Annotated in this window: 24 protein-coding genes and 1 tRNA gene; 11 read left to right on the top strand and 14 right to left on the bottom strand. The window is 43.3% G+C overall.

All coding sequences use genetic code 11. The features are described 5' to 3' along the window. Positions 1-24: 24 nt before the first annotated feature. The 11 genes from DYU05_RS06705 to DYU05_RS06655 form a co-directional block, all read right to left on the bottom strand. Positions 25-3,426: a TonB-dependent receptor gene (locus tag DYU05_RS06705; protein ID WP_117382184.1), complete on the bottom strand. Its 3,402-nt coding sequence runs from the start codon at positions 3,424-3,426 to the stop codon at positions 25-27. Between the two features lie 224 nt (positions 3,427-3,650). Then, positions 3,651-4,841 carry a FecR family protein gene (locus tag DYU05_RS06700; protein ID WP_117382183.1) on the bottom strand — a complete coding sequence of 397 codons (1,191 nt, stop codon included), beginning with the start codon at positions 4,839-4,841 and terminating at the stop codon, positions 3,651-3,653. An 86-nt stretch (positions 4,842-4,927) separates the two neighbouring features. Then, a complete protein-coding gene (locus tag DYU05_RS06695; protein ID WP_205771812.1) occupies positions 4,928-5,482 on the bottom strand; it encodes an RNA polymerase sigma factor in 555 nt (184 codons plus the stop codon). A 188-nt stretch (positions 5,483-5,670) separates the two neighbouring features. Next, positions 5,671-6,693 (bottom strand): Holliday junction branch migration DNA helicase RuvB, encoded by a 1,023-nt coding sequence (ruvB, locus tag DYU05_RS06690; RefSeq protein ID WP_117382181.1) that lies wholly within the window; start codon positions 6,691-6,693, stop codon positions 5,671-5,673. Positions 6,694-6,780: 87 nt separating this feature from the next. Then, positions 6,781-7,512 (bottom strand): polyprenol monophosphomannose synthase, encoded by a 732-nt coding sequence (locus DYU05_RS06685; protein ID WP_117382180.1) that lies wholly within the window; start codon positions 7,510-7,512, stop codon positions 6,781-6,783. Between the two features lie 156 nt (positions 7,513-7,668). Next, the gene (locus DYU05_RS06680; RefSeq protein ID WP_117382179.1) at positions 7,669-9,141 is read right to left on the bottom strand and encodes a POT-type proton-dependent oligopeptide transporter; all 1,473 of its coding nucleotides are present in this window, start codon (positions 9,139-9,141) and stop codon (positions 7,669-7,671) included. A gap of 107 nt (positions 9,142-9,248) precedes the next feature. Then, complete coding sequence (locus DYU05_RS06675) at positions 9,249-10,181, bottom strand: hypothetical protein (protein ID WP_117382178.1); 933 nt, start codon at positions 10,179-10,181, stop codon at positions 9,249-9,251. A gap of 62 nt (positions 10,182-10,243) precedes the next feature. Next, positions 10,244-11,422 (bottom strand): acetyl-CoA C-acyltransferase, encoded by a 1,179-nt coding sequence (locus tag DYU05_RS06670; RefSeq protein WP_117382177.1) that lies wholly within the window; start codon positions 11,420-11,422, stop codon positions 10,244-10,246. A 199-nt stretch (positions 11,423-11,621) separates the two neighbouring features. After that, complete coding sequence (locus DYU05_RS06665; protein WP_117382176.1) at positions 11,622-11,789, bottom strand: Arc family DNA binding domain-containing protein; 168 nt, start codon at positions 11,787-11,789, stop codon at positions 11,622-11,624. A gap of 3 nt (positions 11,790-11,792) precedes the next feature. Next, a complete protein-coding gene (locus DYU05_RS06660) occupies positions 11,793-12,332 on the bottom strand; it encodes a hypothetical protein (RefSeq protein ID WP_117382175.1) in 540 nt (179 codons plus the stop codon). Position 12,333: 1 nt separating this feature from the next. Beyond that, positions 12,334-13,191, bottom strand: a complete 858-nt coding sequence (locus DYU05_RS06655; RefSeq protein WP_117382174.1) for an SPFH domain-containing protein — start codon at positions 13,189-13,191, stop codon at positions 12,334-12,336. 113 nt (positions 13,192-13,304) lie between these two features. Between DYU05_RS06655 and DYU05_RS06650 the strand changes: the two genes are divergently transcribed. The 9 genes from DYU05_RS06650 (at position 13,305) to DYU05_RS06610 (ending at position 20,341) form a co-directional block, all read left to right on the top strand. Then, positions 13,305-15,374, top strand: coding sequence for an HD family phosphohydrolase (locus DYU05_RS06650; protein ID WP_117382173.1), 2,070 nt, complete (start codon positions 13,305-13,307; stop codon positions 15,372-15,374). A gap of 80 nt (positions 15,375-15,454) precedes the next feature. Then, positions 15,455-15,541: transfer RNA gene (locus tag DYU05_RS06645), tRNA-Ser, on the top strand. 251 nt (positions 15,542-15,792) lie between these two features. Further along, positions 15,793-17,022 carry a site-specific integrase gene (locus DYU05_RS06640; RefSeq protein ID WP_117382172.1) on the top strand — a complete coding sequence of 410 codons (1,230 nt, stop codon included), beginning with the start codon at positions 15,793-15,795 and terminating at the stop codon, positions 17,020-17,022. Positions 17,023-17,108: 86 nt separating this feature from the next. Next, positions 17,109-17,375: a helix-turn-helix domain-containing protein gene (locus tag DYU05_RS06635; RefSeq protein WP_117382171.1), complete on the top strand. Its 267-nt coding sequence runs from the start codon at positions 17,109-17,111 to the stop codon at positions 17,373-17,375. A gap of 679 nt (positions 17,376-18,054) precedes the next feature. Then, complete coding sequence (locus tag DYU05_RS06630) at positions 18,055-18,243, top strand: hypothetical protein (RefSeq protein WP_117382170.1); 189 nt, start codon at positions 18,055-18,057, stop codon at positions 18,241-18,243. Continuing rightward, positions 18,240-19,019 carry a DUF4099 domain-containing protein gene (locus DYU05_RS06625; protein WP_117382169.1) on the top strand — a complete coding sequence of 260 codons (780 nt, stop codon included), beginning with the start codon at positions 18,240-18,242 and terminating at the stop codon, positions 19,017-19,019. The genes DYU05_RS06630 and DYU05_RS06625 overlap by 4 nt, the downstream gene beginning before the upstream one ends. Continuing rightward, on the top strand, positions 19,019-19,612 hold the full coding sequence (locus DYU05_RS06620; RefSeq protein ID WP_117382168.1) for a hypothetical protein: 594 nt from the start codon (positions 19,019-19,021) through the stop codon (positions 19,610-19,612). Before DYU05_RS06625 ends, DYU05_RS06620 begins: the two co-directional genes overlap by 1 nt. After that, positions 19,596-20,054, top strand: coding sequence for a PH domain-containing protein (locus tag DYU05_RS06615; protein WP_117382167.1), 459 nt, complete (start codon positions 19,596-19,598; stop codon positions 20,052-20,054). Before DYU05_RS06620 ends, DYU05_RS06615 begins: the two co-directional genes overlap by 17 nt. Before the next feature lie 53 nt (positions 20,055-20,107). Then, positions 20,108-20,341, top strand: a complete 234-nt coding sequence (locus DYU05_RS06610; RefSeq protein WP_117382166.1) for a hypothetical protein — start codon at positions 20,108-20,110, stop codon at positions 20,339-20,341. Between the two features lie 132 nt (positions 20,342-20,473). Here the strand turns inward: DYU05_RS06610 and DYU05_RS06605 are convergent, their stop codons facing one another. From DYU05_RS06605 to dinB, 3 genes are all read right to left on the bottom strand, one after another. Then, positions 20,474-20,827, bottom strand: coding sequence for a hypothetical protein (locus DYU05_RS06605; protein ID WP_133300185.1), 354 nt, complete (start codon positions 20,825-20,827; stop codon positions 20,474-20,476). Positions 20,828-21,243: 416 nt separating this feature from the next. Further along, the gene (locus DYU05_RS06595; protein ID WP_117382163.1) at positions 21,244-24,186 is read right to left on the bottom strand and encodes a DNA polymerase III subunit alpha; all 2,943 of its coding nucleotides are present in this window, start codon (positions 24,184-24,186) and stop codon (positions 21,244-21,246) included. A gap of 4 nt (positions 24,187-24,190) precedes the next feature. Continuing rightward, complete coding sequence (gene dinB / locus DYU05_RS06590) at positions 24,191-25,348, bottom strand: DNA polymerase IV (protein WP_117382162.1); 1,158 nt, start codon at positions 25,346-25,348, stop codon at positions 24,191-24,193. A 94-nt stretch (positions 25,349-25,442) separates the two neighbouring features. On the opposite strand from dinB, the gene DYU05_RS06585 reads away from it, so the two are divergent. Together DYU05_RS06585 and DYU05_RS06580 are read left to right on the top strand one after the other, a co-directional pair. Next, on the top strand, positions 25,443-25,931 hold the full coding sequence (locus tag DYU05_RS06585) for a hypothetical protein (protein WP_117382161.1): 489 nt from the start codon (positions 25,443-25,445) through the stop codon (positions 25,929-25,931). Positions 25,932-25,935: 4 nt separating this feature from the next. Beyond that, complete coding sequence (locus tag DYU05_RS06580) at positions 25,936-26,739, top strand: SOS response-associated peptidase (RefSeq protein WP_117382160.1); 804 nt, start codon at positions 25,936-25,938, stop codon at positions 26,737-26,739. Positions 26,740-26,745: the final 6 nt, after the last annotated feature.

Genomic DNA, 26,745 nt, shown 5'->3' with positions numbered 1-26,745 from the left:
AATAATGTATATTAAATTGTTTAATTAGAAACTAACATTTACTCCAAGCAAGAATGTTCTTGGTTTTGGATAATCGTAAAACAGGATGCCCTGTGTAAAGTTGCTGCTACCGTTGTAGGTAGATACCTCAGGGTCGTAGCCGGTGTATTTTGTTATCACAAACAAGTTTTGAGCCTGTGCGTAAACTCTTAAACGGTTTATTTTTAAATGTTTAAGTATGTTGTCCGAAAAGTTGTACCCTAACGTTACCGATCTGCCACGGATGAAATTGCCGCTCTCTACTTTGGTTGAATAAATCTCGGTCTGATAATAAACATAGGCAGGGCGGGTTTGAGCTATCGAGGTGTTTTGGTGCTCTGGCGTCCAGGCGTCCAGTACGGTGGAGTAGCTGTTGGCCTGACCGGTACGGTCCTGGCCCGAGTGCCTTGTCAAGTTCATGATCTGGTTACCGTAGTTAAACTGTAACTCTACGCCTAACTCAAAGCTTTTATAGCGGAAGTTGTTAGTGAAAGTGCCGAAACCATCAGGTGTTGATTTTCCAAGCACTTCGCGGTCATCAGCTGTTATTTTGCCGTCACCGTTAAGATCTTTGATTTTCAAATCACCAGGTAAAAGGTTGTATTTCGCAGCTTCAGCAGCCTCAGAAGTTCCCCATGTGCCTAATACCGTATAACCGTAAAAGCTACCAGGCGACAAGCCTACCCTCATCAGGTTAAAGTTTGAAAGGAAGCCCGGATCAAGGAAGATATCATCGTTATTTTGACCAAGTTGTAATATTTTGGTTTTTAAGAATGTGATATTAAAGTTAGTTGTCCAACTAAAGTCGTTCGTCTTAATGTTGGTAGTGTTAATTGCAAGTTCGATACCTTTATTCTCCAGCTTACCAATGTTTTTAAATACGTTACCAAACCCGCTTGTTTGTGGGATAGGCGCATTAAGCAACAACGCTTTGGTTTTTTTCAGGAACGCGTCGGCTTCAATGTTAACGCGGTTGTTAAACAAGCCTAATGATACGCCTAGATCTAACTCTGAGTTTTTCTCCCAGCCTAGTTCTTCGTTTCCTATGGACGTTTGGTGAGTACCAATAGCTTGTGAGCCGCCAAATACGTAAGGGGTTGTTTCAATGTTGGCAGTTGAGCGGTATTCGCCAATCTCAGTGTTACCGGTTAAACCATAGCTCACACGAAGTTTAAGGTCGGATATGGTTTTGTTATCCTTCAAAAATGATTCTTGTGATGCTCTCCAGGCCAACGCCGCTGATGGGAAGAAGCCGTTTTTGGTGTTTTTACCTAAGCGGGATGACCCATCCTGGCGGCCGGTTACAGTTAAGAGATACTTTTCTTGCAGGTTGTAGTTCAAGCGAGCAAAGAACGATTGCATTTGCCATGCATCGTAGTTTGACGAAGGTATGCCCGGGATTGCACCTGCTCCAAGATTATAATAGCTGTAGAAGTTATCAGATAATGTGCTTGTTGATGCACCAAAGCCAGTCTGTTTGAAGTTCTGACGCTCGACACCTGCCACAAGATTTATCTTGTGAATACCGGCAAAAGTTTTGTCGTAAGTAAAATAGTTAGACCATTGCCAGAAAACATTGTTAGCCTCGCTTATAGAAGCAGAGCTATAATCCTGACTGGCACTTGCACCACCTACCAAGCCGGTTTGAGAGCTTGGGTAGTAATTAGCAGATGTAGTAACACCCAGCACACTGCGGAATTGCAAGCTTGGCAAAATGTTAAAGTTGGCGTAAGTGTTACCACTAAACACCCGTATTTTAGTTAACTGGGTTATTTCATTAGCCTGAGCAACCGGGTTATCGCCACCTTCCATATTAGGGTAGTCTGTACGTTTACCATAGCTGCCATCAGGGTAACGGATTGGGATGATAGATGGCATCTCTACCAACATACGCGGTATGTTGTTACCACCTACGCCATTATCCTGTGCACGGCCTTCCTGCGCATTGTAGTTTAACGTTGCACCAACCTTTAACCATGTTTTTATTTGATTATCAAAGGTTAAACGTGCGTTATAGCGTTTTAAATAGCTGTTTAAAATAATACCCTGATCATCAGCATAGTTTAAGAAGAAACCATAGTTCATTTTTTCGCTGTTGCCTGTAAAGCCAAGGTTGTGGTTCTGGCTAACTGCGGTACGTGTAGTAGCATCCTGCCAATCTACGTCGTACAGCGGGTTAAGGTTTGCATCAAATAATTTACCGATAAGCGCAGTGCGGATTACTTTTGGGTCTTTAGACGCGTAGTTACCGGCAGCCCACCCTACAGGGTCAAACTTTTGTATATTGGCATAACCCTGATCTTCAATAGCTAAAAACTCCTTAGCGTTAAGCACATCAAGCTTTTTAGCCATTTTGCTTACGCTAACGTAACTGTCATAGCTTACAGTTCCGGCACCGCCGCGGGCACCACGTTTTGTGGTAACTAAAATTACACCATTTGCACCGCGTGTACCATAAATAGCAGTAGATGAAGCATCTTTCAACACGTCAATGGATTCTACGTCATTTGGGTTGATAGCGTTACCGCCTTCTGTCCAAACCACACCATCTACCACATAAAGCGGGTTAGTACTGGCATTTAATGACGTGTAACCGCGGATACGTACCTTAGTAGCGCCACCTGGGGCACCAGAGTTGGTAGATACGTTCACGCCGGCTATTTTACCGGCAAGTTCCTGCTCCAGGTTGGTTTGCGGGCGGTCCTGTAGTTGTTTACCGCTTACGCTACCAACAGAACCTGTAAGATCTACACGTTTCTGGGTACCATAACCAACAACAACAACTTCGTTAAGTGCTTTGGAATTTTCGCCAAGCACGATGTTTACAACTGTACGATTGTTAATTGGCTCCTCAATTGTATTGTAGCCTATAAAGCTAAAAACCAGCGTGCCGCTGCCGTCAGGTACGTTAAGCTTGTATTTGCCGTTTACATCGGTTACGGTACCAGTGACAGTACCTTTAAGTTTCACGTTAACACCCGGTAGGGGGCCTTTTGCGTCAGTAACTGTACCGGTTATGTCAATTGCTTGTATAACGGTGTTGTTTTCAGCATCTTTTTTCTTAACTACAATGGTTTCATCAAAAATTTTGTAGGTGAGGGGCTGATCTTTAAACGCTTCATCAAGCGCCTGGTTAATGGTCACGTTATCTACGGCAATGTCAATTCCGCGTGCTTTTGCAACATCGGCTTTGTCGTACATAAAGTGATAGCCGGTTTGCTTTTCTATAAGACGGAGTACTTTTTCTACCGAGGCATTCTTTTGCCTGATTGATACCGTTTGGCCAACCGTTTTGGCAGTAACATTGGTAAGTGCTGCAATTAATATAATGGCAGTTAGTTTCATAACCAATATAAATTTGAATGGTTTAGACCACGCCACAGGCGTAGCCTTAGAATTAAAATTCATAAGTTTGAGTGTTTGGGTTAAACGTTAAGTTTCAATTCGCTAATTGCAATGAATAATGGGTGACCCTGGCATTTTGCCGGGAAAGTGGGTCCAAGCACTTCCCGGTTTTTTATTCGATATGTTTAAACGAGGGCACCTTTTCCGGCGGCTAACTGTCTGTGTATACTTCTTTCATCATAGGTGTTTTTGTAGGGTTAGTTTATAGATGTTTATCGTGTGTGTTGCTATTGTACTATTATGGTGGTGCCTTCTATCTCAACATTTACGCCGGTATACTTAAGCATTTTTAAAAGTTCCGACGCACGTACATTGCGTGACAGGTGACCGGTAAATTCTCTCTGCGGCACTTTTCCTTTGTAAGTTACGTCTACGTCATACCAGCGTGATGCCTGTCTCAGGATCACGTCTATACCGGCATCCCTGAACTGAAAAATCCCATTCTTCCAGGCCGTTTCATCGTCTACATCAACATCGTCAACAACTCTGTTCTGCCCTGAACGATGTATCTGTGCCTGCTGACCTGGTTTAAGTGCCGCGCTAAAGTTGCCGCTGCTGATGTTCACAGCACCCTCCAGCAGGGTTGTTTTCATGACGTTTTCGTCGTCGTAAGCCATAACATTGAAATGAGTGCCGAGAACTTCTATTTTGGCCTCGTTTGTTTTTACCCTAAAAGGCATGGCTTTATTCTTTGTAACTTCAAAGTAGGCTTCGCCGGTAATGGTAACTTCTCTCGATGAACCAGTAAAGTGAGCGGGAAAACTGATTGACGACGCAGCGTTAAGCCAAACTTTAGAGCCATCAGGCAGTATGATTTGATATTGGCCACCTCGTGGCGTGGCAATGGTGTTCATTGCCCTTGCATCAGAAGTCTCCGCAGCGGCTGCGGCATTATAGACAAGCTGCCCGTCGGCCGCTTTCTTTATTATAGTAGCGCCCTGTTTGGCTAGCGTGCCGTTCTGCGCATCGTCTAAAACAATCGTCTGGCCGTTAGCCAATGTTAATACGGCTTTGTTACCACCGGGCAAAGCATCATGTGCCGGACGTTTTGCACGGGCGACTACCTGCTGTTTAGCTGGGCGTTTTTTAATCTGTTGGAAAACAGCTGCGCCTGCACATACAATAAGCATAGCAGCTACAGCAACTTTGGCCCACATGATAATGGAACCTTTTGACTGGTGACCTAAACTTTCGTTCTGTTTAGTGATGTTGGAAAGGATGGATGCTGACTTTTCTTTGGTGAAGAAAGGCTCTGTAGTATTTAGTTCATCCCACGTTTGGCTAATTAGATGTGCAAGTTCTTCATCCTGCTGCCCGGCATCTATAATGGCAAATAATTCGTCGCGCTCTGACTGAGAGGCAGTGTTATTGTAATAGCGATCAAAAAGATGTCGCAATCTCAGCCGGGACGTTTTCATTGATGTGTTTTAAATTGGTGGAGCAAGCTTGGGCAGCTTACTATAACTAAGACACCATCATTATTGAAAAAGGGGGTATAGGTAAGCTATCTTTTTAAAATAAAATTAAAAGCAAGCAGTACTATTGCAGAAACATCAATATTCGACTGTACAAAGTTGGTGATGGAGTGCGTCGCGCCCTGTAAATATTTCTTTACTGTTTCGCGGGATAAGCCCATTTGCGTGGCGATCTCGTCGTACTTCAAGCGATTGTGCCTGCTTAGCAAGTAAACCTTTTGCTGTTGGGGAGGGAGGTGGTCTATTGCCTGATCTAACAGCTTATAAATATCTGCCGAGCCTGTTTGCTCTACAGCAAGTACCGCGGCGTTCTCTTCTAAAGCTTTCTGATGCATACGCTCGCGGGCCAGCTTGCGCAGGCAATTCAACGCGTGGTTACGGGAAACAACAAACAGGTAAGCTTTAAAATTTTCTACTAACGCAAGGCTCTCCCGCGCGGTCCAGATTTTTAAGAACACGTCCTGTACAACTTCTTCGGCGAGTTCTGCGGAGTCTGTTATCTTGTAAATATGCCTTCCTAAAAGGTGATGCCAGGTGTTGAACAATTCGCTGAAAGCGTGTTCATCTCCACGGGAAATTTTCAAGAGCAACTCTTTTTCACAGGGTGATCCCAAGTCAGACATAGGCGATAATTGGCGCCAGCAAGTAATAAAAAATTAACTATAACTGCAAATAAACAACAGCTTTATGTTAAAAAAGTATCACATTGTGTAAATTTTACACAAGCTAATTATCTGATAAGCAATAACTTATTTTTTAAGCAACAAGGAGATCAGAACAAAGATGGGTTACCGCCAAGCTTAATTTTACCCAGGTGCTTGTAAGCACTCTCGGTAACCTCGCGTCCGCGGGTGGTACGCATCAGAAAGCCCTCCTGTATCAGGAACGGTTCGTAAACTTCTTCGATGGTACCTTCGTCTTCGCCTACTGCTGTCGCAATGGTTTTCAGTCCGACAGGCCCTCCCTTGAATTTGTCTATTATAGTAGAAAGGATTTTATTATCCATTTCGTCCAGTCCGTGTTCGTCAACGTTAAGGGCGTTAAGAGCATATCGGGCTATCTCCGTATCAATACTGCCATTGCCCTTAATCTGAGCAAAATCGCGTGTGCGTCGCAGCAGCGCATTTGCAATACGAGGTGTGCCGCGGCTCCTGCGTGCTATTTCGTAGGCGCCTTCGTCGCTTATAGGTGTACGTAAAATGGACGACGAGCGGAGCACGATAGTAGTAAGCAGCTTTGCATCGTAATATTCCAGCCTGGAGTTGATGCCGAAACGAGCCCTCAGAGGAGCAGTAAGCAGGCCGGAGCGCGTTGTTGCGCCAACCAGTGTAAAAGGATTTAATGATATTTGTACAGACCTCGCATTCGGCCCGCTCTCCAGCATGATATCTATCTTAAAGTCCTCCATGGCCGAATACAGGTACTCTTCCACCAGCGGACTTAAACGATGTATTTCGTCAATAAAAAGGATGTCTCCCGTTTCTAAATTAGTAAGCAGGCCGGCGAGATCGCCGGGTTTGTCCAATACAGGGCCGGAAGTTATCTTGATGCCAACGCCCATCTCATTGGCGATGATGTGCGACAAGGTTGTTTTACCCAGGCCGGGAGGGCCGTGCAGCAGCACGTGGTCTAGTGCCTCGCCACGTAAACGGGCGGCCTGAACAAATATCCTGAGGTTTGCTAATATTTTATGTTGCCCGGTAAAGTCTTCAAAGGCCTGTGGCCGAAGTACTTTTTCTATATCCCGCTCAGTAGGGGAGAGGCGTTCGCCATCCGGATCAAGGTTTTCGTTCATTGCCAACGAAATTAGTAATTTCTTTTTAGTCCGAAAGACTTAAACACTTGCTTATGACGCCGGACTTACTGACTTTCGGAGTTTTTACTATCCTTCGGGATATTTCCTGAAGATGCTGTTAAGTTTCATGTGGAGTACACCAACTACCGCCTCTGTAAAAATACCCTTAGACATTTTTGATGAGCCCGCTGTACGATCAGTAAAAATAATAGGTATCTCTTTTACCTTAAAACCATGCTTTATGGTAGTAAATTTCATTTCAATCTGGAAGGCATAGCCAACAAACTTTATCTTGTCCAGATCTATACTTTCCAGCACCCGGCGTTTGTAACACATAAACCCGGCTGTAGCATCCTGTATGTTAATGCCGGTTATAAAACGCACATAAACTGATGCAAAGTAGCTCATCAATACCCTGCTCATAGGCCAGTTAACTACATTAACTCCTTTTATGTATCTCGATCCTATGGCCGCATCAGCACCCGCTACACACTCTTGCCTTAGTCTCAACAGGTCGTCAGGATTGTGGGAAAAGTCGGCATCCATTTCGTAAATATAATCGTAATGGTTAGCAATCGCCCATTTAAAACCATGTATATAAGCAGTGCCAAGGCCCATTTTACCGGCTCTTTCAATCAGATGGAGCTTTTGAGAATAATCGCGCTGCAAGGCTTTGATAATTTTGGCGGTACCATCAGGCGAACCATCATCAATTATCAATAAATGAAAATCGTGCTCCAGCGAAAATACCTTATGGATCATTCGCTCGATATTTTCCTTTTCGTTATAAGTGGGTATAATTACTATACTGTCAGGCACTTAACTAATGTTGGGTTAGGGGATGGACTGCAGATGGCTAAAATAGCCGATTTACTTTGCTTAAAAAATAAAAAAACAGGAAAGCTGATGCTTTCCTGTAATTCTCGGGTAATATTTTCTTTACCTAAAGGTTCCCCATAGGTAATTACCTGTTTATTATACAATAGGGTTGTCCGGATGGATTGGTTGTGTTTCGTCGTCTTTTATACCCAAGCCTTTGCCAATTACATCATCTGCCAGGTAAGCTTTTTCTTTAATAAACGGACTAACAAATACAAACACCAATACGAAGGCAAAGCAAATACCCACAAACAGCCAGTAAAATGATGCGCCTGTAAAGTTTTTGAACATGCCGCCACCGGCTATACTGTTGTTTACAACAGCGTTAAAGAAAGAACCTATAGAATAGGTGAAATACCAAATAGCGGTCATGGTGCTTTTCATGGATGGAGGTGACTGTGTGTAAGCGTACTCCAAACCTGTAATAGAAACCAGTACCTCGCCCGCGGAAAGCACAGCATAAGCTAATATTTGCCACCAAACAGAAGGGTGTCCGCCGGCCTCTATCTGCTGCTGTAATAATGCGATTATAACAAAGCTAAACCCGGTAACAAACAAGCCAAACCCTATTTTACGAAGCGGCGTTAGTTTGATGCCTATTTTTTCTGCTAAGGGATAGAGCCCGTAGTTAAAGATTGGTATAAACGCGAGCAGGAATACAGCGTTAACGGTTTGTATCTGTGACGGTAGTATATGCCATCCAAATACCCCCATATCAAGGTTTAATTTTTCTGACTGCAGAACCCACTCGGCACTGTTCATGTCCCATAATGACCAGAATACCGGGATAAATGCAAAAACTGCCATAACACGCCAAACTGCACGTATGGCATCAACCTTTTCGGCAGTATATCTTTTTTCGGCGGAAGCCCAGCCGCCGTTAGTTGCGGCATAAAAACTTACCGAAACAAAGTTATCTTTATTAATACCCTTAGGCGGAAGCTTTACATAAGCTTTACGACCCGAGAAGAAGATAATAGTGGCTAACGCCATTAATATACCCGGTACACCAAAGGCCCACGAAGCACCAAACTTGTCATAGATAAGTGGGATAAGAAATAAACTTACCATTGAGCCTGCATTGATGCTGAAATAGAACCAACTGTAAATGCTGCTCATGAGATGGCGGTTGCTGTGATCAAATTGATCACCAACGTTAGCCGATACACAGGACTTAATGGCCCCTGCGGAAAAAGCAATAATTATAAGGCCAGTCTGAAAACCGCCAAGTGAGGTGTCAAACATAGACAATAGAAAGTGCCCTATAGTATAAATAAGTGAGCCGATAAGGATAACCCGGTATTTGCCAAAAAACCAATCAGCAAGGATAGCACCAAGTAACGGCGTAGCGTAAACCAAAGTTGAGAAGGTATGATTAATGCTGTTTGATTTTGCATTTGCTACATCAGTAGAGTAGTGGCCAAAAAACTGGTGAACCAGGAACACTGCAAGAATACTGCGCATGCCGTAAAAGCTAAAACGCTCGGCAAATTCATTACCTATAATAAACGGAACACTGCGGGGAATCTTGCCGGATGGCTTGGTTGTAGCTAATGGAGTTTCTTGCATACTGGAGTTAAAAAATTTGCCTAAAATACTATTATTCCGCTGAAACGGAATTTTATACCGAGATTATTACAAGCGGTAACGCTGTTATTTGGATTGCATTAAACGTGTTAAGGTTTAATTCGTTTAGGTGCAGGCGGTAAGCTTTGACGATCTATTTTTGCCTGAGCTTTTGGATCCACGTAGTCAGCATCCTGTTCCTGAGGTACATTGCGCATGTCAAGGTTTTCTACCAAAACCCACTTGCCATTCTTAAGTTGGTAACCGTCGTAACTCAGGTCGGGGCCGTAGCTGTCCATTTTGCCCTTCATGCGGTCGTCCGGTGGGGCAAGATGATCAAACACAATGAGGTTTTGCTCCGGTACATAGCGCAATAGCATAGATGCCTGCCGCGCATATTCAAAAATTACTCGTTTCCTTGCCTTATTATTAACAGGAAACACCGGATTGCCGAATACGGGTTTATCATCGCGGTTAAAAGAAAGCACTTCTATTACCTTTTTTGTTGATTTTACGGTGTTACCTTTCCAGCCCAGCAATACATAATACGGATTTGCAGTCGCTACCCTGATAATCTTGTAATATTGTGCACCATACCATTTGCGATTGTCGGTAATGGAGTCTTCAGGGTTCTTAAACATGGGTGTGTAGTCTTCCAGCGGGTACATTACCAGCTTGTCGCCGGTATTCATTTGTATCGTGCCGTAAAATCGGTAGCTTCCGTCCTGGTTCATAATATGCCAGCTCAAAATACGAAAACGGCTATCCGGAGAATTGATGATGCTTATAGCCTTTACCGAGTCAAACGAGTAGTTGAAAGAGTGGGGCACCCTTAACGCCGCTACCAGCGTAGGAATGAATTTGTAATTGGCTGATTTACGGTCGAGATCACTGGTGTCGTTTATAAAGTGTTTGCCAAGGCTCACCAGGCTATCCTCATACATTTTCAGCGACTTCAGGTTTTTACTTTCGTCAGAATGCTGCGCGAAAGTACATAGAGATGAAATCAGCAGGAGTAAAGTAATTACAGAACGTTTAACCACCTTTAACTAGTTATTTTATTAGGTAAACTAAAAATAGGATAAAATATTTTAGCCGTGAGTTGTTACGATAAATTTTCGATGACCATAGCACTTGCGCCGCCACCGCCGTTGCAAATGCCCGCTGCCCCTAACTTGCCGCCGTTTTGCTGTAACACGTTTATAAGCGTTACTATAATGCGTGCGCCGGATGCACCAAGCGGATGGCCGATAGCCACGGCACCGCCGTTAACATTAACCTTCGCGGTATCTAATTTAAGCAGCTTATTGTTGGCAAGCGATACTACCGAAAATGCCTCGTTTATTTCATAATAGTCTATCTGTTCTCCGGTAAGGCCAGCTTTATCAAGCGCCAGCGGAATGGCTTTCGATGGTGCGGTTGTGAAATGTTCAGGCGCTTGCTGCGCGTCAGCAAAGGATATTATCCTGGCGAGGGGTTTTACTCCCAATTCTAATGCTTTTTCTTTGCTCATTAACACCACTGCGGCTGCGCCGTCGTTCAGGGTAGAGGCGTTGGCTGCTGTTACGGTACCATCTTTTTTAAATACAGGTTTAAGTGACGGTATCTTATCAAACTTTACTGTTTTAGGTTCTTCGTCATCAGTAAACAGTGTGATGTCGCCTTTTTTATCTTTTAATTCAACGGGCGTAATCTCATTGCTGAATTTCCCGTCCTGCTGTGATTTCAGTGCACGGGTGTACGATTCTATAGCAAAGGCATCCTGCTCTTCGCGGGTTACGTTACAATCTACCGCGCAAATCTCCGCAGCAGAACCCATATGGAAATCGTTGTAAACATCCCACAACCCATCTTTAACCAAGCCATCAGTAATTTGCCCGTTTCCTAAACGGTAACCGTTACGTGCTTTGTCAAGATAGTAGGGTACGTTGCTCATGCTCTCCATGCCTCCGGCTACAATAATGTCTTTGTCGCCCATGGCTATACTTTGGGCAGCCAGCATAATAGCCTTCATGCCCGATGCGCAAACCTTGTTAATTGTGGTAGCGGGCAGGTGAGGCAAGCCGGCGTAAATTGCTGCTTGTGTAGCAGGCGCCTGCCCAAGATTAGCCGACAGAACGTTGCCCATAAAAACCTCCTGAACATCGCCCGGCTGAATGCCCGCTTTGTCAATCGCCGCCTTGATGACAATTGCTCCCAGTTGGGTGGCTGTTAAGCTCGCAAGGCTGCCGCCAAAAGCACCGATAGGGGTGCGCGTTGCCGACACAATATATACTTCTCTCATTACAATAATCCTGTTTTGATAAATGGTGATAGCAAAGTTAGAAATTTTACAACAAGCTAAAGAATATTATGCATGCATAGTAATATCACGGTTGGTGTGTGATTATAATATAAATTCAGACAACTTTGCAACACGGAAGATCAATCAGTAACCGGCGATCAAAATAAGTGTGGTTTTTGATGGTTTTGGAACACGAAAATTACTTGTCTAACTTTTTCTTACGTGCACTCTTCCGAGCTTTCAAAGCCTCCTGCAGCAGGTATTCTATCTGTCCGTTTGTGCTCCGGAATTCGTCGGCAGCCCATGCTTCCACCTCCTTCAGCATGTCGGGGTTTATACGTAAAACAAATGCTTTTTTCTCTGCCATAGTTTAACTTGCTGCGGCCGCTGCGGCACGCGCTTGCCTTATCAAAACAATGTTTATACCTATAAAAGCAAGTAGCGGCAACGGCAGAGGCAGATTGTTCTTAAGATGCTGGGGTTCAATCTTAACTTCAAAAGGTTTCTTAAAACCCCATACCCTTTGTACCAACTGCATTATGTCGCCAAATTGGTCATTACGCAGCGTTAAGGTTTTAGAAAATAGCTTCTTATATTGATAAGTAGCTTCAAAACCATTGTCGGTTTGCACCTTTATGTCTCGCTTCCAATTTGATGGCGTAATAGTACCAATAGTTTGGTCTTCACCCTGGTTGAGGAGTAAGGAGCGGTTAAACCAGCCCTTCATTTTGATGGTCCAGGTATTATCTGCAGTTTCTATTATAGCATATCGCTTCCAATACCCTTTGTAGCGCATACGCGCGTAAATGAACTGACCGTCAGTAAGTTCAAAGTAAGGGGAGAACCACTTATGGCGAGTCACAAAAAGCTCGCTTGTTTTCAAAAGATTGATGTCTCTTAGATCGTTCATCTTAATGGTATAAAGTGCCGGTATTTACAATAGGTGAAACAGCCTTTTCGCCGCAGAGTACAACCAGTAAGTTGCTCACCATAGCTGCTTTACGTTCCTCATCAAGGTCTACTATGTTCTTCTCTTCCATTCGTGTGAGCGCCATCTCAACCATGCCAACGGCACCTTCAACAATAAGCCTGCGGGCTGCTATTATAGCAGATGCCTGTTGCCTTTGCAACATAGCCTGCGCTATCTCGGGTGCGTAGGCCAGGTGGGAAATACGGGCTTCTATAACCGTTATTCCAGCACGTTCTAAGCGGTCATTAAGTTCTTTTTCAAGCATTTCGCTTACTTGATCGGCCCCGCCACGCAAGGTAATGCTGGCATTTTCATCCTCAATATGGTCATAAGGAAAAGAGTTTGCCAGGTGACGTACGGCTGCCTCACTCTGTATATTTACATATTGCATGTAGTTCTCGACAGCAAAAACAGCTTTAGCGGTATCTTGTACCTGCCAAACTATTACAGCAGCTATTTCAATGGGGTTACCTACACTATCATTCACTTTTAATTGCTGGCCGTTAAGGTTAAATGCCCGTAAGGATACCTTCCTTTTTACGGTGAAAGGGTTCACCCAGAAAAAGCCATCAGCTTTAACGGTTCCCAGGTATTTGCCAAACAAGATTAATACGCGAGACTCGTTTGGGTTTACGATGATAAGACCGGCAAGCACTACAACAAAGTCCAAAATACCCAGGATAACCGCCGGAACAGGGTAGCCGGCAACTCCAAGTAAAGCCGAAGCTCCCGCAAGCACAAAGAACAATAACAAGCCCAGGTAACCTGAAGGCGCCGTGATAATTTTTTCAGTATTCATGATTAATTGTGATTTAAAATGATATCATAAAGATATCACATTTGATTTGACTAAAGCAAGAAAAAATAGTTACAACCGAAACTTATCTTATTTTTGATTGATTTAACACGCACATGGCAAAACTATCTACATCACGTCAAAAAGCATTATTGCGCAAATACGCGCTTAATGTGAAGTTTTTTATGATGATAGTAAGCATAAGCGTTATTGTTTACACGCTGCCTAAACAAGCCAAATTTGGTTACGAGTACGAGAAGGGCAGGATATGGAATCAGAAGGACCTGGTATCTCCTTACAGTTTCGCCATTTTAAAAACCAATCAGGAGATTGAGGCGGATCAAAAAGCAGCACTTAGTACAATTACTCCTGTTTATCAGCTCAATTCAGAAGTAGGAAAGCAATTAACGGAGGGTTTCAAGAACGATCTTGAAATAAAGTGGCACGGAGCGGGAATAAATGATAAGCTTAAACCCAAATATATCCAGACCGGTACAGACCTGCTTTCGCAGGTTTACGATCGTGGGGTAATAAAGCCAGCCACAAAATACCAACAAGGCGGGCAGAATTACAAAGTCACCATTCTCAGCAACAATATTGCCACAGAGAAAAACACTGCGGATATATTTACCAGGGAAACCGCTATTGCATACTGCGATAATGCTATAAGTAAAACACCTTCTTTAGACAAAGCCTTTCTGCTTAACCTTTTACAAGACAGGCTACAAGTAAATCTTACCTATGATGTTAAATTAACTGGCCGATTAGAAAAAGAAGTGCTGGATAATCTTTCAATTACCCGTGGCATGGTGCAAAAAGGAGAGACTATTGTTACTAAAGGTGCAGTAATTAACGACGAAACTTACCAAAAGCTATCATCTTATAAAAAGGCGTTTGAAGATAACGCCCGTATCAACGGGAACTACACGCTGGTATTATTAGGGCAATTTTTATTGGTTGGCCTGGTAATAACATTGTTAATGATATTCCTGTACTTGTTCAGAAAGGATATTTACAGCGACAACCGTCTTGTAAGCCTTATTTTGCTGGTAGTTACGGCAATGTTAGCTACATTGTCGTTAGCCATAAAACTACAATGGCCCGGTAATCTTTACTATATACCGTATTGTATAGTTCCTATTATTATTAGGATATTGTTTGATACACGTTTAGCGCTAAACATCCACTTGCTTGTGGTAATGATAGCCGGCTTTTTTGTGCCAAACAGCTTTGAGTTCGCTTTTTACGAGATCACCGCCGGGATGGTATCTATTTACAGCATTAAAAACCTTATTCGTAGGGAGCAGTTCCTTATATCGGCAGTAATTATTATACTGGCTTACTTTGTCGCATTTACAGGGATTTCGCTCATACGCGAGGGTAGTTTTACAAACATCGACTGGATGGACTTTCTTCCTTTTGTTGCCAGTGTGGGTCTTACGTTATTAGCTTATCCGCTTATCTATGCCTTCGAAAAAGTATTTGCCATCACGTCTGACATTACGCTTATCGAACTTACGAATACCAATGCGCCATTGCTGCGCGAGATGGCATTTAGTGCTCCCGGTACATTCCAGCATTCGCTGCAAGTGGCTAACCTTGCTGAGAACGCAATTTATGCAATTGGAGGAAATGCTTTGCTGGTGAGGGCAGGAGCATTATATCATGATATAGGCAAACTGCAAAATCCATTATTCTTTATAGAGAACCAGAGTTCGCACTTTAATCCACACGATAAGTTGCCTTATGAAGAGAGCGCGCAGATTATCATCCGTCACGTAAGTAAGGGAATAGAAATGGCAAGGAAAGCAAATCTGCCAGAGATAGTTATTGACTTTATACGTACACACCATGGCAATACAAGGGTAGATTATTTTTACCAGTCATACCTAAAGAACTTTCCGGAAAAGTTCGTAAATGAGAATATTTTCCGCTATCCTGGTCCTATACCTTTCTCAAAAGAGGGGGGCGTTTTAATGCTGGCCGACTCTATAGAGGCTGCTTCGCGTTCGCTCAAAGAACCTGATGAAGAGTCGATAAGTGTGTTAGTAGATAGAATAGTAAAGTACAAGCTTGATCAAAATCAGCTGAAGGACAGTAATATAACACTAAAAGATCTGGAGACTATCAAAACCATATTCAAGCGAATGTTAATGAGCATTTATCACGTGAGGATAGATTATTAGAAATATGATCTTTTTTTTTGACAGCTTTAACGATTTGCTATATTTGCAGTCCCTGAAAAAGGGATACAATCTAATGATCTGGTGAGGTGCCTGAGAGGCCGAAAGGATCAGTTTGCTAAACTGACGTACGGGAAACTGTACCGAGGGTTCGAATCCCTCCTTCACCGCTAAAAAGCATATCAAAAGATCTCAAAAGCCTTTAAATCGTTGATTTAAAGGCTTTTTTGTTTTTACTACTTTATCAAATCATTCATAAATACTCAAATAAAATGAGAGTAATTTAGGGAGTACCTGATTTGAAATTAACTACTCCCTAAAAGTGTCATAAATTATTGACAATCAATGATGTTCGATAAAAATACATCTTGATTTGTGAGTGCTGTAAGTCGACTTTTGTTAACTTTTAAATTCAGCATTTATGTTAGAGAAAACTTTCAGTTTGCTTGTCCATTTGAAAAAGCCAAAATTTCACAAAGGCAACGATCCTTATCAAATTTATTTGAGAATTACAGTGGATGGGATCTCAATTGAGATATCAGCCAAACGCACCTGGGATCCTGTAAGATGGAGCAGTCGAAGTGGTCGAGCGGCCGGCTCCAAGGAGGATGCAAAGTCACTTAACCTTTTCCTAGATCTTTTAACCAATAAAGTACATGAAGCACGAAGGACACTTATTGATGCTAATAAAGAGGTGACGTCACTAGCCATCAAAAATTGCTTACTAGGCGTTGATGACAACAAGTGTATAATTAAAGAGTTTAACGCGCACAATCAACAGATAGAAGCATTAGTTCCCAGTGAGTATTCTCCCGGGACTTTAGATCTATTCGAACGTACCTTACTTCATGCTCAACGCTTTATTAAATGGAAGTATAACCTAGACGACTTGGAGATCAAAAAACTTGACTATGACTTTATAAGTCAATTTTCTTTTTACCTTAAATCAGAAAGGAAGTGCCAGCATAATACTACTATTAAGTATCTGACCTATTTTAAAAAGATAGTTCTGCTTTGCGTTAAACGACGGTGGTTAAAGCAGGATCCATTTTCTGAATTTAGTCTGGCAAAAAGGTACGTACCGAGGCCTTATTTGACCGAAAACGAACTGCATACTATTGCAGAAAAGACATTTTCAACTGAACGGTTGTCTGTTGTTAGAGATATATTTTTATTTAGTTGTTATACGGGGCTCGCTTATGCTGATGTACAAAAACTTAAACGAACTGAAATTATTATCGGTTTTGACGGAGAGGAATGGATTGATACTATCCGTCAAAAGACCGATAGCACTTCTAAAATTCCGCTATTGCCATTGGCGCAAGCCATGATTAGGAAGTACGTCAATCATCCGGTTTGTCAAATAAAAGGAACCGTTCTCCCAATTCTAAGTAATCAGAAAATGAATGCTTATCTAAAGGAGATTGCTGACACATGTAGCATTGATAAAAATTTAACCTTTCACATTGCCCGGCACACATTTGCGACTACAGTCACGCTAAGTAATGGCGTTCCTATTGAATCTGTGTCAAAAATGCTCGGACATCAAAACTTGAAGCAAACTCAGCACTACGCTAAAATCTTGGATGTCAAAGTAAGCGAGGATATGATGTTGTTAAAAAGAAAAATGCAATCGGTAATGAAGAGTTAACATGACATCTTTTCTTCGGTACTACAGAAAGACTCATGAAGTTAAAATAATCATAATAAGGATTTTTGCTGCCATAATAAAAGTTTATGGCAGCAGAAATTATCACTAAAGAAGATCTACAGACTTTCAAACAAGAATTACTCGCAGAATTCAAAATTCTCATTAATAGTAAACCGAAAGGTACGGTCACAGATGAATGGTTGAAAAGCAGCCAGGTAAGAAAGTTACTGAATATCTCTCCAGGAACACTGCAAAATCTGCGCGTTCAAAATCGCTTACCTTTTACTAAAATAGGAGGTATAATCTATTATAAACGTAGGGATATAATTGATTTGATGGAAAATAAAAAGTGATCTCCAGTAATTATCTCATATTTTTCGTTCGGATATTAGATGACTCCAGACTCTTACAATCGCACATTAGCTTAATGTTTGCCATGACCGTAAAAAGTTTTACTAATGGAAATTCGTCAACTTTTTCAGTTACGAGAAAAGAACTAATGAATCAAGCGAAAATAAATTCAATTTCCACCTACCATAAGTGTATTCGCGATTTAGTAACGTACAATTACATTATTTACGAACCTACCTACAATCGATTTAAAGGAACCCAGATAACTTTAGTCAAGTAAATGCTAATTTATAACGTTGCATACCTGCACATACAATAATGAAATCATTATTATTCATTATCAATAATTACGTTTAAAACATTCCTTCTTAAACTTTAAAAAGCCAACTAAATAGAATTAGTGGGTACTGTTTGCGTTTTAGCCGCCAAAAGCAGTTTCGTAAATGCACTATCATTTATTTACTTAACAGCAAAGGCGGCGTGCAATAGCCTGCCCTTGATTCTCCCATTCACAGCCCGTAGCAGACCGTACACTACGTTTAACCTGGCTGCTCCTGCCCACACCAATTGAAAGCAGGCCCTTGCTATTACTTTTTTAGGCTATAATTCCGGTTTCTCAACTAGCCACTGTATTTCTCAAGCGGCTAAAAGATCGCTTACAACGACACCACTTACAAGGTATTGGAAAAAAAAGGTAAAAGCTTCGAAATCGAAAAGGCGGATACCGGCGAGCGGTTCAGGGTCAAGCCAACGGATAATGTGTTCACCAACCTGGTTGAAGCCCGCAATAATCCGCAAAATGCCGAGGATCGGTCAGCCGGACAGCAAACCAACAACGAACAAGAGCAATCACATAAAATTGGCCGATGATCATGAATCTTATCAGTTTTAAGGAAAACGAATTGCCGATCGACGATCTTGAAACGATTGGCCTGGCAGCAGGAGGACAACTTTTGCTGAATGTTAACGACCTGAAAGCGCTGCTTTCAGGCCGGCGTACAGAAATGCTTCATCTTGAAAATCTTGAAACGGACACCATCAAAATCAAAGCGATCGATGCCAAGGTATCCCTTCGAAGAAACGAAGCCGGAAGGGCAGACCTGTTGATCCATCCTATTTACAGGAAACCGGCGACGCCATCTTTCCTGGATGACGATGAAGCGTTGAAAATCGAAAGGGGAGAGGTTGCCAGTTTATTAAAGGTCACTATCGATGACAAGGGTAATAAAAAAGAGATCCTGGTAGAATACGATGCAGAAACAAAAGAATTTATTGTGTCCGATACAGAAAAGATCCTGGTGCCTGATATGATCAACAGCGAGTTCTTGACACCGGCACAACGTGAAGCTTACCGCAAAGGGAAAGAAGTGAAACTGGCGGACGGCACTACTTTAAATTATTCCGGCACTGATCAAAACGGTATCCGCTCCAATCGACTTGCGCTGATCGCTTCCGTGCTGGTTGATGGCGGGCTTTCTTACATGCTTTATCAGGGGTTGCATGCCGCATTCGGTGAAAAGCACGACCCTAAAGAAAGTCAGAAACTAAGCGCCGGTTATCATAGCGCCATGCAGGATCTGGAGAATGAACGGCCGGTCATCGATAATGCTCATATTGGCTTTCAAAAAAGCAGATTTAGTCGTTAATGCATATGTTATTGGATAAGCTTGGAGTGTCGCCGGAACTCCAGGCTTTTTTCGATGCAAACGAGCTTTGTTTCAATTACGGCGTTGAAGAGGAGATCTATGGTGCCGACTTTCATCATGTTCCCGTAACGCGAGATCTTTGGATGGCCGGCAACAATCCGGCTACTGAGTTGATCGTTACTTCGAGCGCTATGGAAGCAATTGCCTATATGACAGTCAACGCATGGCGGCACCCTTCACCTGCCGGATTATCTTTTATCGCCGTCGGCCTTCGGCCGCAAGCTGAGCAACTACATTGGATCGGAAAATACTGTCTGAAAAGAAAGATAACGCTTGTATTTCCAAACGATGTATGCGGAAAAATAACCGATATCATCATTGCGGCAGGCGTAAGGCAGAAAGCAGTCAAGCCGAGATGGAAAAATGACAAAGTGGATCTGTTGATGGGCGGCCTGATCATTGAACTTCCTGTTGACAAGATCAGTCTCAACTTTTTCGAAAAAGCGGCATCGCTTAGAACCGGCATCAAAACCTTAAAACCCAAACGCTTTAATACTTTTTTAGACCAATTGCACGATGACTCAAAACCATGAATTCACACTCAGGCCGGCTATCAGTTTTGCCGTCCTGAAGACCGCCCACCTAATGTTACTTTCGCTTGTCTTTCTTTTTCTTGCCTGGTATGCATCCGCTTATCTGATTTTCTTCAGCATAGGATGTATCATCGCAGGGTGGTGTAAGCTGCTTGTGATACGCAGCAACCGCTATCTGATCGGCAAAGATAGGATCCGTTCCAGCAGGGGAATATTGTTCAAACGAATGGACGAACTGGAAATGTATCGCATTAAAGATTATATCATTACGCAACCTCCGCTATTGCAATTATTTGGGTTAATGAACGTCATCCTGAAGAGTACGGACCTGGAGACGCCTACCCTTAAACTGATGGGAATTCCAAGTTCAGACTTAATTGATACGATACGCAAACGTGTTCAAATAGCGCGGCAGAATAACAGGATCTACGAAATAAATTGATCAATTAATAGGAACTTGCTAATGTAATTAGTATATTTATAGTATCGAATCATATGAAAAAGAATGTTATCCTGTTTTTAACGTGCAGCGTAGTTTCCACGTTTGCTTTACTTGGTGCACTCGGGGCGAAGAACCCCTTTCCTTGTTTCGGCGTCGCGTTTGCTATCTGGGGTTTGTTTTTCTGGATCGCTTCAAGACGTAACAAAAGAAAAGCTGAACGTCGTTTTCATGAGCGGATGTTCAACGAGTATATGCGCTCTAAAGCGCGCGGTGCGCTTCGTCGTTAATTAAAATATAGTATCTTGCAGAATTTAGCGGGCAACCTGCCTGTTAATTGTGATAAGGTTTAGGTTAAAATTCCCTGGCAGCGATTGTTCAGGGGATTTTATTTTAAGTAACCGAATACAAAATAAGCTAGGTCAAGATTTAGAGTACGGCACAATACATAGGCTCTCCACATCGGCTACAAGATTATGTAGCGGACACACGAGTATACCGTTGCTTTCAAGCATAGCGGTGCCAAGGTGAGGGCATTTACGTCCGGTACACCTCTTTCCTACAAAACTATCATACCAGCGCCGATACATGTCAACCTTAGGCTTCTGTTTTTCATTCGGCGGGTCCGGAACGATAAGACCTGTTGCATGCCCGGTGCAGCGCAGTTGCTTTTTGCAGATCCCTATCAACTTATAGCTGGTTTGACCCTTTACCGGAATCACTGCGGACGTCCGTCCATGACGAAGGCTAAAGTGGTGGAGCATTCTTGGTTCCATGTAAAACCTACCGTCAATGTGATAGTGTTCATGCGGAAAGTCAAAAGCATTGTCCGCATGCAAATGATCAAAGATCGGTATATCATAGATCCGGCCGTCATCCATCTGTATTTCAGCACAAGCAACCTCGTATGATTCTCCGATGTTAAACGTCATCATCCAATGTACAAAATTATCGTCTCTTTGTCGTCAGCTTTGCGCTTATGGTTTGCAATTCCTCGTCTGACAGATTCGGTATCCCGATCGACCGGTAACATCCTGTTTTTTGATAAGCTATATATCCTCGAAAACATCCGCTCATCGTAACCATATAACACGGACCCGCCTCCCCAGGCATTGCTTTTTTATCTAATTGAAGTTCAGTTTCTGCGCCATCAATTGCGCACTTGATTTGTATCCTGTCCATTATGAATTAATTATGAGATCACTGGATTTGGTAGAATAGGGAGCTTTGCAAATTTCATCACCTCCAAACTGGCGAAACCAAATTCGGCAACGACCTTGCCGAGAATTAGATAGCACCCTTTCCCCCGGAATGGATAGGCCGGCGTGTTGTTTGGAAAATGTACAGTGTCGAAACTATTTCCATCGGCATCAAGGAAATTACCAAACCACATCTTTTCGTTCCTTTTGGTGACCACCGTCTTTTCACAAACGTATTCGCCAACCATCCTGACGGATTCTCCTACATGATTGATCAGATCTGCTGCATAAATATCACCTCGGTAATCGGTCTGCAAAAGATCGAACATCGTCATGCTTAATGGAAACCCCAGCAGTTCCAGTTCGTGATAAGCATCTTCTAATCTCGTATTGACCAAAACAGGCAGTGAATAGTTTCTTGATTCCACTTGAAATAGTTCAGCATCATTGCTTGGTTTAACTTTTGCACCTAACAATAAATGAACTGCCCAGAGTAGTTCTTTTTTGCTTTTACCTGTAAATCGCAGTGCGCCGACACGAATGAGAATGATCGCTTGCTCTAAACCGATGCCCGTTCTTTTTATAAGGTCCTCCAGGCTTTGATAAACACCATGCGCTTTCCGCTCCTCCGGGATCAGTTGGATGAAATGCTCGTTCAAACCATGGATGCCAACGAGCCCAAGGTAAACATCCACGCCTTGTATATTTACGATCGTATCACTGTTGTTGACACAGGGCAGATGCACAATTCCCCCTGAGCGCTGTAGCTCCTGCACGTAAAGCGCCCTGTCATAAAATCCACCGTAATTGTTTAAAACAGCTACCATGAATTCCCGTGGGTAATAAGTTTTAAGGTATAGGCTCTGGTAGCTTTCCACGGCAAAGCTTGCGGAATGTGCTTTTGAAAAACTGTAACCTGCAAACGAAGACACTTGCCGCCATACCTCCTTGACAACCTCTTCCGGACGCCCTGCTTTGATGGCCAGCTCATGAAAACGTTGTACCAACCTGTCGAATTCTTTTTTGGACCGGTACTTTCCGCTCATGCCTCGTCTTAAAATGTCCGCATCCGTACCGTCCATCCCCGCAAAATGAATACAAACCTTGATCACATCTTCCTGGTAAACCATAACGCCATAGGTCTCCTTCAAGATCTCTTTCATGACCGGGTGAAGATAGGACACCGTTTCCGGGGCATTGTGATATTTGATGAAAGTTCCCATCATCCCCGAACTTGCAACACCGGGCCGAATGATGGAGCTTGCCGCTACCAGAACAAGATAGCTGTCACATTTGAGCTTTCGGTTCAACTGGATCATGGCTGGAGATTCAATGTAAAAGCAGCCTTTTGTATTGCCAATCCTTAGGTTGGCATTAACTGAAGGGTCTTTCATGAAATTTTTGACCTGATGAATGTCGATCTTCCGCTGCTGGTTCTCCTCCACCAACCGTACGGCCATCTTGATATGCCCGATGCCCCGCTGGCTTAAAATATCATATTTATCAAAACCGATCTTCTCCGCTTCATACATGTCCCATTGTACCGTCGCCATACCTTTCGGCGGAAGGTCTAAGGCGGTGTAGTAGGTGATGGGGTCTTCTGTGATCAATATCCCTCCCGCATGAATGGATCGCTGATTTGGCATATTAGCCATTCGCTCGTGAATAGCGACGATCTTTCTAAAGGTTTCGTTGTTTTGGTTGACAGCGGCCTGCGTCTGATCTGTAAAACTGTCGATCTCTGACTTGGGCAATCCCATAACCTTACCGATCTCTCGAATGATGCTGCGGTCTTTAAACGTCGACATTGTTCCCAGTAATGCTGTATGTTGACTGCCGTAACGCTTAAAGATGTAATCCTGAACATCTTCACGCTCATCCCACGAATAGTCTATATCAAAATCTGGGGGAGACGTTCTCTGTGCGTTCAGGAATCTTTCAAAATACAGGTCTAACTCAATAGGATCAACATCCGTTATCTTTAAACAATAGGCAACGATGCTATTCGCGCCGGAGCCCCGACCAACGTGGTAATAACCCTGTGAGCTGGAATATCGAATGATATCCCAGGTAATTAAGAAGTAGGCGCAAAAATCAAGTTCATAGATGACCTTGAGTTCGTGTTTGACTCGACGGATCGCTTCCTTATTGGATTTGCCGTAACGATACTCCATGCCGCTGTTCGCCAGCTTTTCTAGCAGCTCCCTGTCGTTCTTCTTATTACCGGTAAAGGTCCTGCGGTTCAGATTGACCCTTCCTTTAGGATAGTCCATTACACAACAGTTCATCAGGTTCCGGGTATTATCCAAGATAAAACCATACCTCGCGAATTTGGCTTCGAGCTGGCCGGGCGGAAGGAACATATCTGTCTTTGCGCACTTATCCTCCGGATCAACTTCGGTCAGCACCACATTCAGATCGATGCCCCGCAGATATTCATGCAAACGATAGTCGATCTTATCCGCTATAAAGACCGGTTGAAGTGCCACCAATTTGTCTTTGATGTCACTAAGATCTGCATTAAACAAGCGATTCAACTGGTCATAACGGATTCCCAAATACTCATTTTCCTTAAGCGGGTGCCGATGGCCGTACGGATAGACAACAAAAGCGTTTACAAACGTAGGAGCAACATGGGGCAGCGCCTTTTGCTCAAGATTATATTCCGTTCGGAAATCGTTTAATTCCTTCATGCCTTCCTTGTTCCGGGCAATCCCGATGAAAAGCAATTGCTTATCTCGTCTGTACTCCATGCCGGCAATAGGCTTGATCCCTTTATCTAAGCATTCGCGCATGAATTCCATGATACCCGTCGAATTGTTGATGTCGGTGAGGACCATCTGGGTCACTCCCCGGGCAAAAGCTTCTTCGACCAGTGTCGGGATAGACATGGTGCCGTAGCGTAAGCTGTATTGGGAATGGACGTTCAGGTACATTTGCTTACAGGTTTAAATTTATGGCTGAAGCTAATTTGATCGCGTCCGTTCCGAATCGACGACGGATTTTATCCATGGCCTGGCAAAGACTGTACTGCTCTTCCGATTCGCTGTACAAAGCAATTTGCTCAAAACCGTTGACCAAATTTGAGAGCCTAACACCGACAAGCCTGATCAGCAAACGTTTTTGATAGGCCTGTTTAAAGAGTTCTTTCACTTTTTTGATCAGCGGTTCGTCCAGCGCTGTATAGGGTATAGTGGCTTGCTTGGTAACGTCCTCCCTTGTCGAATACCTGACCGTTACCGTTACGCAGGTGGTTTGCTTCTTTTTTTGTCGTAATTCAAATGCGAGGTCCATCACCATGGCGGTTAGCAAATGATTGATAGAAACGAGGTCGATGCTATCGTTCTTGAAAGTGCTTTGTGTTCCGATCGATTTTTGTTCCTGGTAAGGCACGATCGGCGAATCATCGATACCCTTAGCTTTTTGCAAAAGCCAAATACCGTTCTTTCCCAAAATACTATGCATATATTCCGGATGGACCTGCGATAATTCGTAGATACGCTTGATACCCATATCGCTCAGCTTGATAAAAGTTTTTTCGCCAAGCCCAGGGATCTTCCTGATGGAAAGCGGGTTCAGGAAAGGCTGCACGACAGCTTTTTCAATATTCAATTCACCGTTCGGCTTACATTCGTTGGTCGCCATCTTCGACACCGTCTTGTTAACAGAAAGACCAAATGAGATCGGCAGTGCTGTCGCTTTCATCACTTTTGCACGCAACTCTTTCGCATATTGTAGCGTGCCAAAATGTTTGTCCATCCCCGTCATATCGATATAATGTTCATCGATACTGGCTTTTTCGATCAGCGGAACACTCTCTTTCAAAATTTCGGTGATCTCGTGCGAAGCCTTTGAATACTCATCCATATTTCCCCTTATCCAAACACCATGAGGGCAAAGCATGCGCGCCATCCGTGCCGGCATTGCGGCGTGAATACCGAATTTCCTGGCCTCATAACTGCAGGAAGCCACCACACCACGGTCTGACAGGCTGCCGATGATAACCGGTTTGCCTGTCAGTTTAGGGTTCTTACGGACCTCGACGGAAACAAAAAATGCGTCCTGGTCCATGTGGATGATCTGGCGCTCTGCACTCATTTGAATAACTTTGATCTGATACGGACAACAAAACTAATACTAAAAATATTAGCAAAATGTTTATGTTTGAAAATATTTTTCAAGTTTGCGCTAAATGACTGATAGCTTGTTTTATAATCCGTTTCTTCGGATCAAGGAAGACACCATCCATAAATTGATGGCGGCAGGCAAGCCTTTTGTGGTCATTCAACGTTTTCAATGGCCTGGACTGCACCCGCAGCAGACCTTCATGTTATCTGCCTATGCGAGTGAACAGGAAGCTCGCTGGCATGAATCTGAATTAAGACCAAAAGAAGGCAAGATGCGAAGCCTGCTCGACCTTGATCAATACCAGACGGTAATCAAGCTTGTAAAAACCGCAAGCGGTATCGGCATGTTCTTCAATGGTACCATAGATAAAAAACATGAACAGCGCTTGCAAAAGGCTTATCAAAAAGCCGTTGCAGCTTACATTTACGCTATCCGAATGAAGAAGGAAGAGCGTTACGATGTTCGTATATTTGTGGAATACGGTCGCTTAAAAGCGGAGATCACTTCGGGGGATCAAAAGCATATGGCGTTATTTTATGACATGATCAAATAGACTGATGTGCAGAGACATAAGCTTCCATTCTGAAATAAAAGTTGTCACTGAGGATTTTAAAGGAATCCAGTTAGCGCCTAATCCCGGCCATTACCCTACAGATATGGTTCATGTGACCTGCGAGGTGCTGCCTACTTACCCGATCGTGGTTAACCGCAAAGCGCTCGCGCTGGCGAATATGGGTTGGGGCGTGATCAATACCTGGATCGATGATCCACGCGAACGACAACTGCAGCGCTCAAACATGGTCAATGCACGTTCAGAAAGGATCCTCGGTGATAAAAAATCATATTGGTACCGCATAAGACAAAATCGTTGCTTGATTCCGACGACAGGTATTTATGAACATCAGGAGGTTAAAGGTTTTAGAAATAAGATTCCTTACCATATCAGTCTGGAAGGCCGCAAGCAATTTTATGTGCCTGCTTTGTATCAGGTCAGTCAGGAAGTCGACCAGTATACCGGTGAGTTGTACAATACAGCAACATTTACCATGATCACCCGGACGGCTAACGACAAAATGAAATGGATACACAATGCAGGCGAGAACAAACACCGCATGCCTTTATTCCTGACCCCCGAGATGGAACAGGCCTGGGTGCTCGATGATCTGGGTGATGATGATATGGACGAGTTTTTTCATTTTGAAATGCCTTCCGATGCGATCGCACATCACCCTGTCTATTCTATTCGCAGCCGCAAACCAAAGCCTGAGGGGATCGTGCCTGATGCATTTTATGACTGGGGAAAGAAACTGCCTGTTTACGGAATGGAAGAGCCGCCTGCAGAGCAGAAAAGCTTGTTTTGATTGCCC

The organism is Mucilaginibacter terrenus (genome assembly GCF_003432065.1).
GTDB lineage: Bacteria > Bacteroidota > Bacteroidia > Sphingobacteriales > Sphingobacteriaceae > Mucilaginibacter > Mucilaginibacter terrenus.
This window is presented reverse-complemented; position numbering and strand designations above follow the sequence as displayed.

Excerpts from the sequence above, each read along its gene's own strand:
- DYU05_RS06705 (WP_117382184.1), bottom strand. The coding sequence starts at position 3,426 with ATGAATTTTAATTCTAAGGCTACGCCTGTGGCGTGGTCTAAACCATTC.
- DYU05_RS06700 (WP_117382183.1), bottom strand. The coding sequence starts at position 4,841 with ATGAAAACGTCCCGGCTGAGATTGCGACATCTTTTTGATCGCTATTAC.
- ruvB (WP_117382181.1), bottom strand. The coding sequence starts at position 6,693 with ATGAACGAAAACCTTGATCCGGATGGCGAACGCCTCTCCCCTACTGAG.
- DYU05_RS06680 (WP_117382179.1), bottom strand. The coding sequence starts at position 9,141 with ATGCAAGAAACTCCATTAGCTACAACCAAGCCATCCGGCAAGATTCCC.
- DYU05_RS06670 (WP_117382177.1), bottom strand. The coding sequence starts at position 11,422 with ATGAGAGAAGTATATATTGTGTCGGCAACGCGCACCCCTATCGGTGCT.
- DYU05_RS06665 (WP_117382176.1), bottom strand. The coding sequence starts at position 11,789 with ATGGCAGAGAAAAAAGCATTTGTTTTACGTATAAACCCCGACATGCTG.
- DYU05_RS06660 (WP_117382175.1), bottom strand. The coding sequence starts at position 12,332 with ATGAACGATCTAAGAGACATCAATCTTTTGAAAACAAGCGAGCTTTTT.
- DYU05_RS06655 (WP_117382174.1), bottom strand. The coding sequence starts at position 13,191 with ATGAATACTGAAAAAATTATCACGGCGCCTTCAGGTTACCTGGGCTTG.
- DYU05_RS06650 (WP_117382173.1), top strand. The coding sequence starts at position 13,305 with ATGGCAAAACTATCTACATCACGTCAAAAAGCATTATTGCGCAAATAC.
- DYU05_RS06640 (WP_117382172.1), top strand. The coding sequence starts at position 15,793 with ATGTTAGAGAAAACTTTCAGTTTGCTTGTCCATTTGAAAAAGCCAAAA.
- DYU05_RS06635 (WP_117382171.1), top strand. The coding sequence starts at position 17,109 with ATGGCAGCAGAAATTATCACTAAAGAAGATCTACAGACTTTCAAACAA.
- DYU05_RS06625 (WP_117382169.1), top strand. The coding sequence starts at position 18,240 with ATGATCATGAATCTTATCAGTTTTAAGGAAAACGAATTGCCGATCGAC.
- DYU05_RS06620 (WP_117382168.1), top strand. The coding sequence starts at position 19,019 with ATGCATATGTTATTGGATAAGCTTGGAGTGTCGCCGGAACTCCAGGCT.
- DYU05_RS06615 (WP_117382167.1), top strand. The coding sequence starts at position 19,596 with ATGACTCAAAACCATGAATTCACACTCAGGCCGGCTATCAGTTTTGCC.
- DYU05_RS06610 (WP_117382166.1), top strand. The coding sequence starts at position 20,108 with ATGAAAAAGAATGTTATCCTGTTTTTAACGTGCAGCGTAGTTTCCACG.
- DYU05_RS06605 (WP_133300185.1), bottom strand. The coding sequence starts at position 20,827 with ATGGAACCAAGAATGCTCCACCACTTTAGCCTTCGTCATGGACGGACG.
- DYU05_RS06595 (WP_117382163.1), bottom strand. The coding sequence starts at position 24,186 with ATGTACCTGAACGTCCATTCCCAATACAGCTTACGCTACGGCACCATG.
- dinB (WP_117382162.1), bottom strand. The coding sequence starts at position 25,348 with ATGAGTGCAGAGCGCCAGATCATCCACATGGACCAGGACGCATTTTTT.
- DYU05_RS06585 (WP_117382161.1), top strand. The coding sequence starts at position 25,443 with ATGACTGATAGCTTGTTTTATAATCCGTTTCTTCGGATCAAGGAAGAC.
- DYU05_RS06580 (WP_117382160.1), top strand. The coding sequence starts at position 25,936 with ATGTGCAGAGACATAAGCTTCCATTCTGAAATAAAAGTTGTCACTGAG.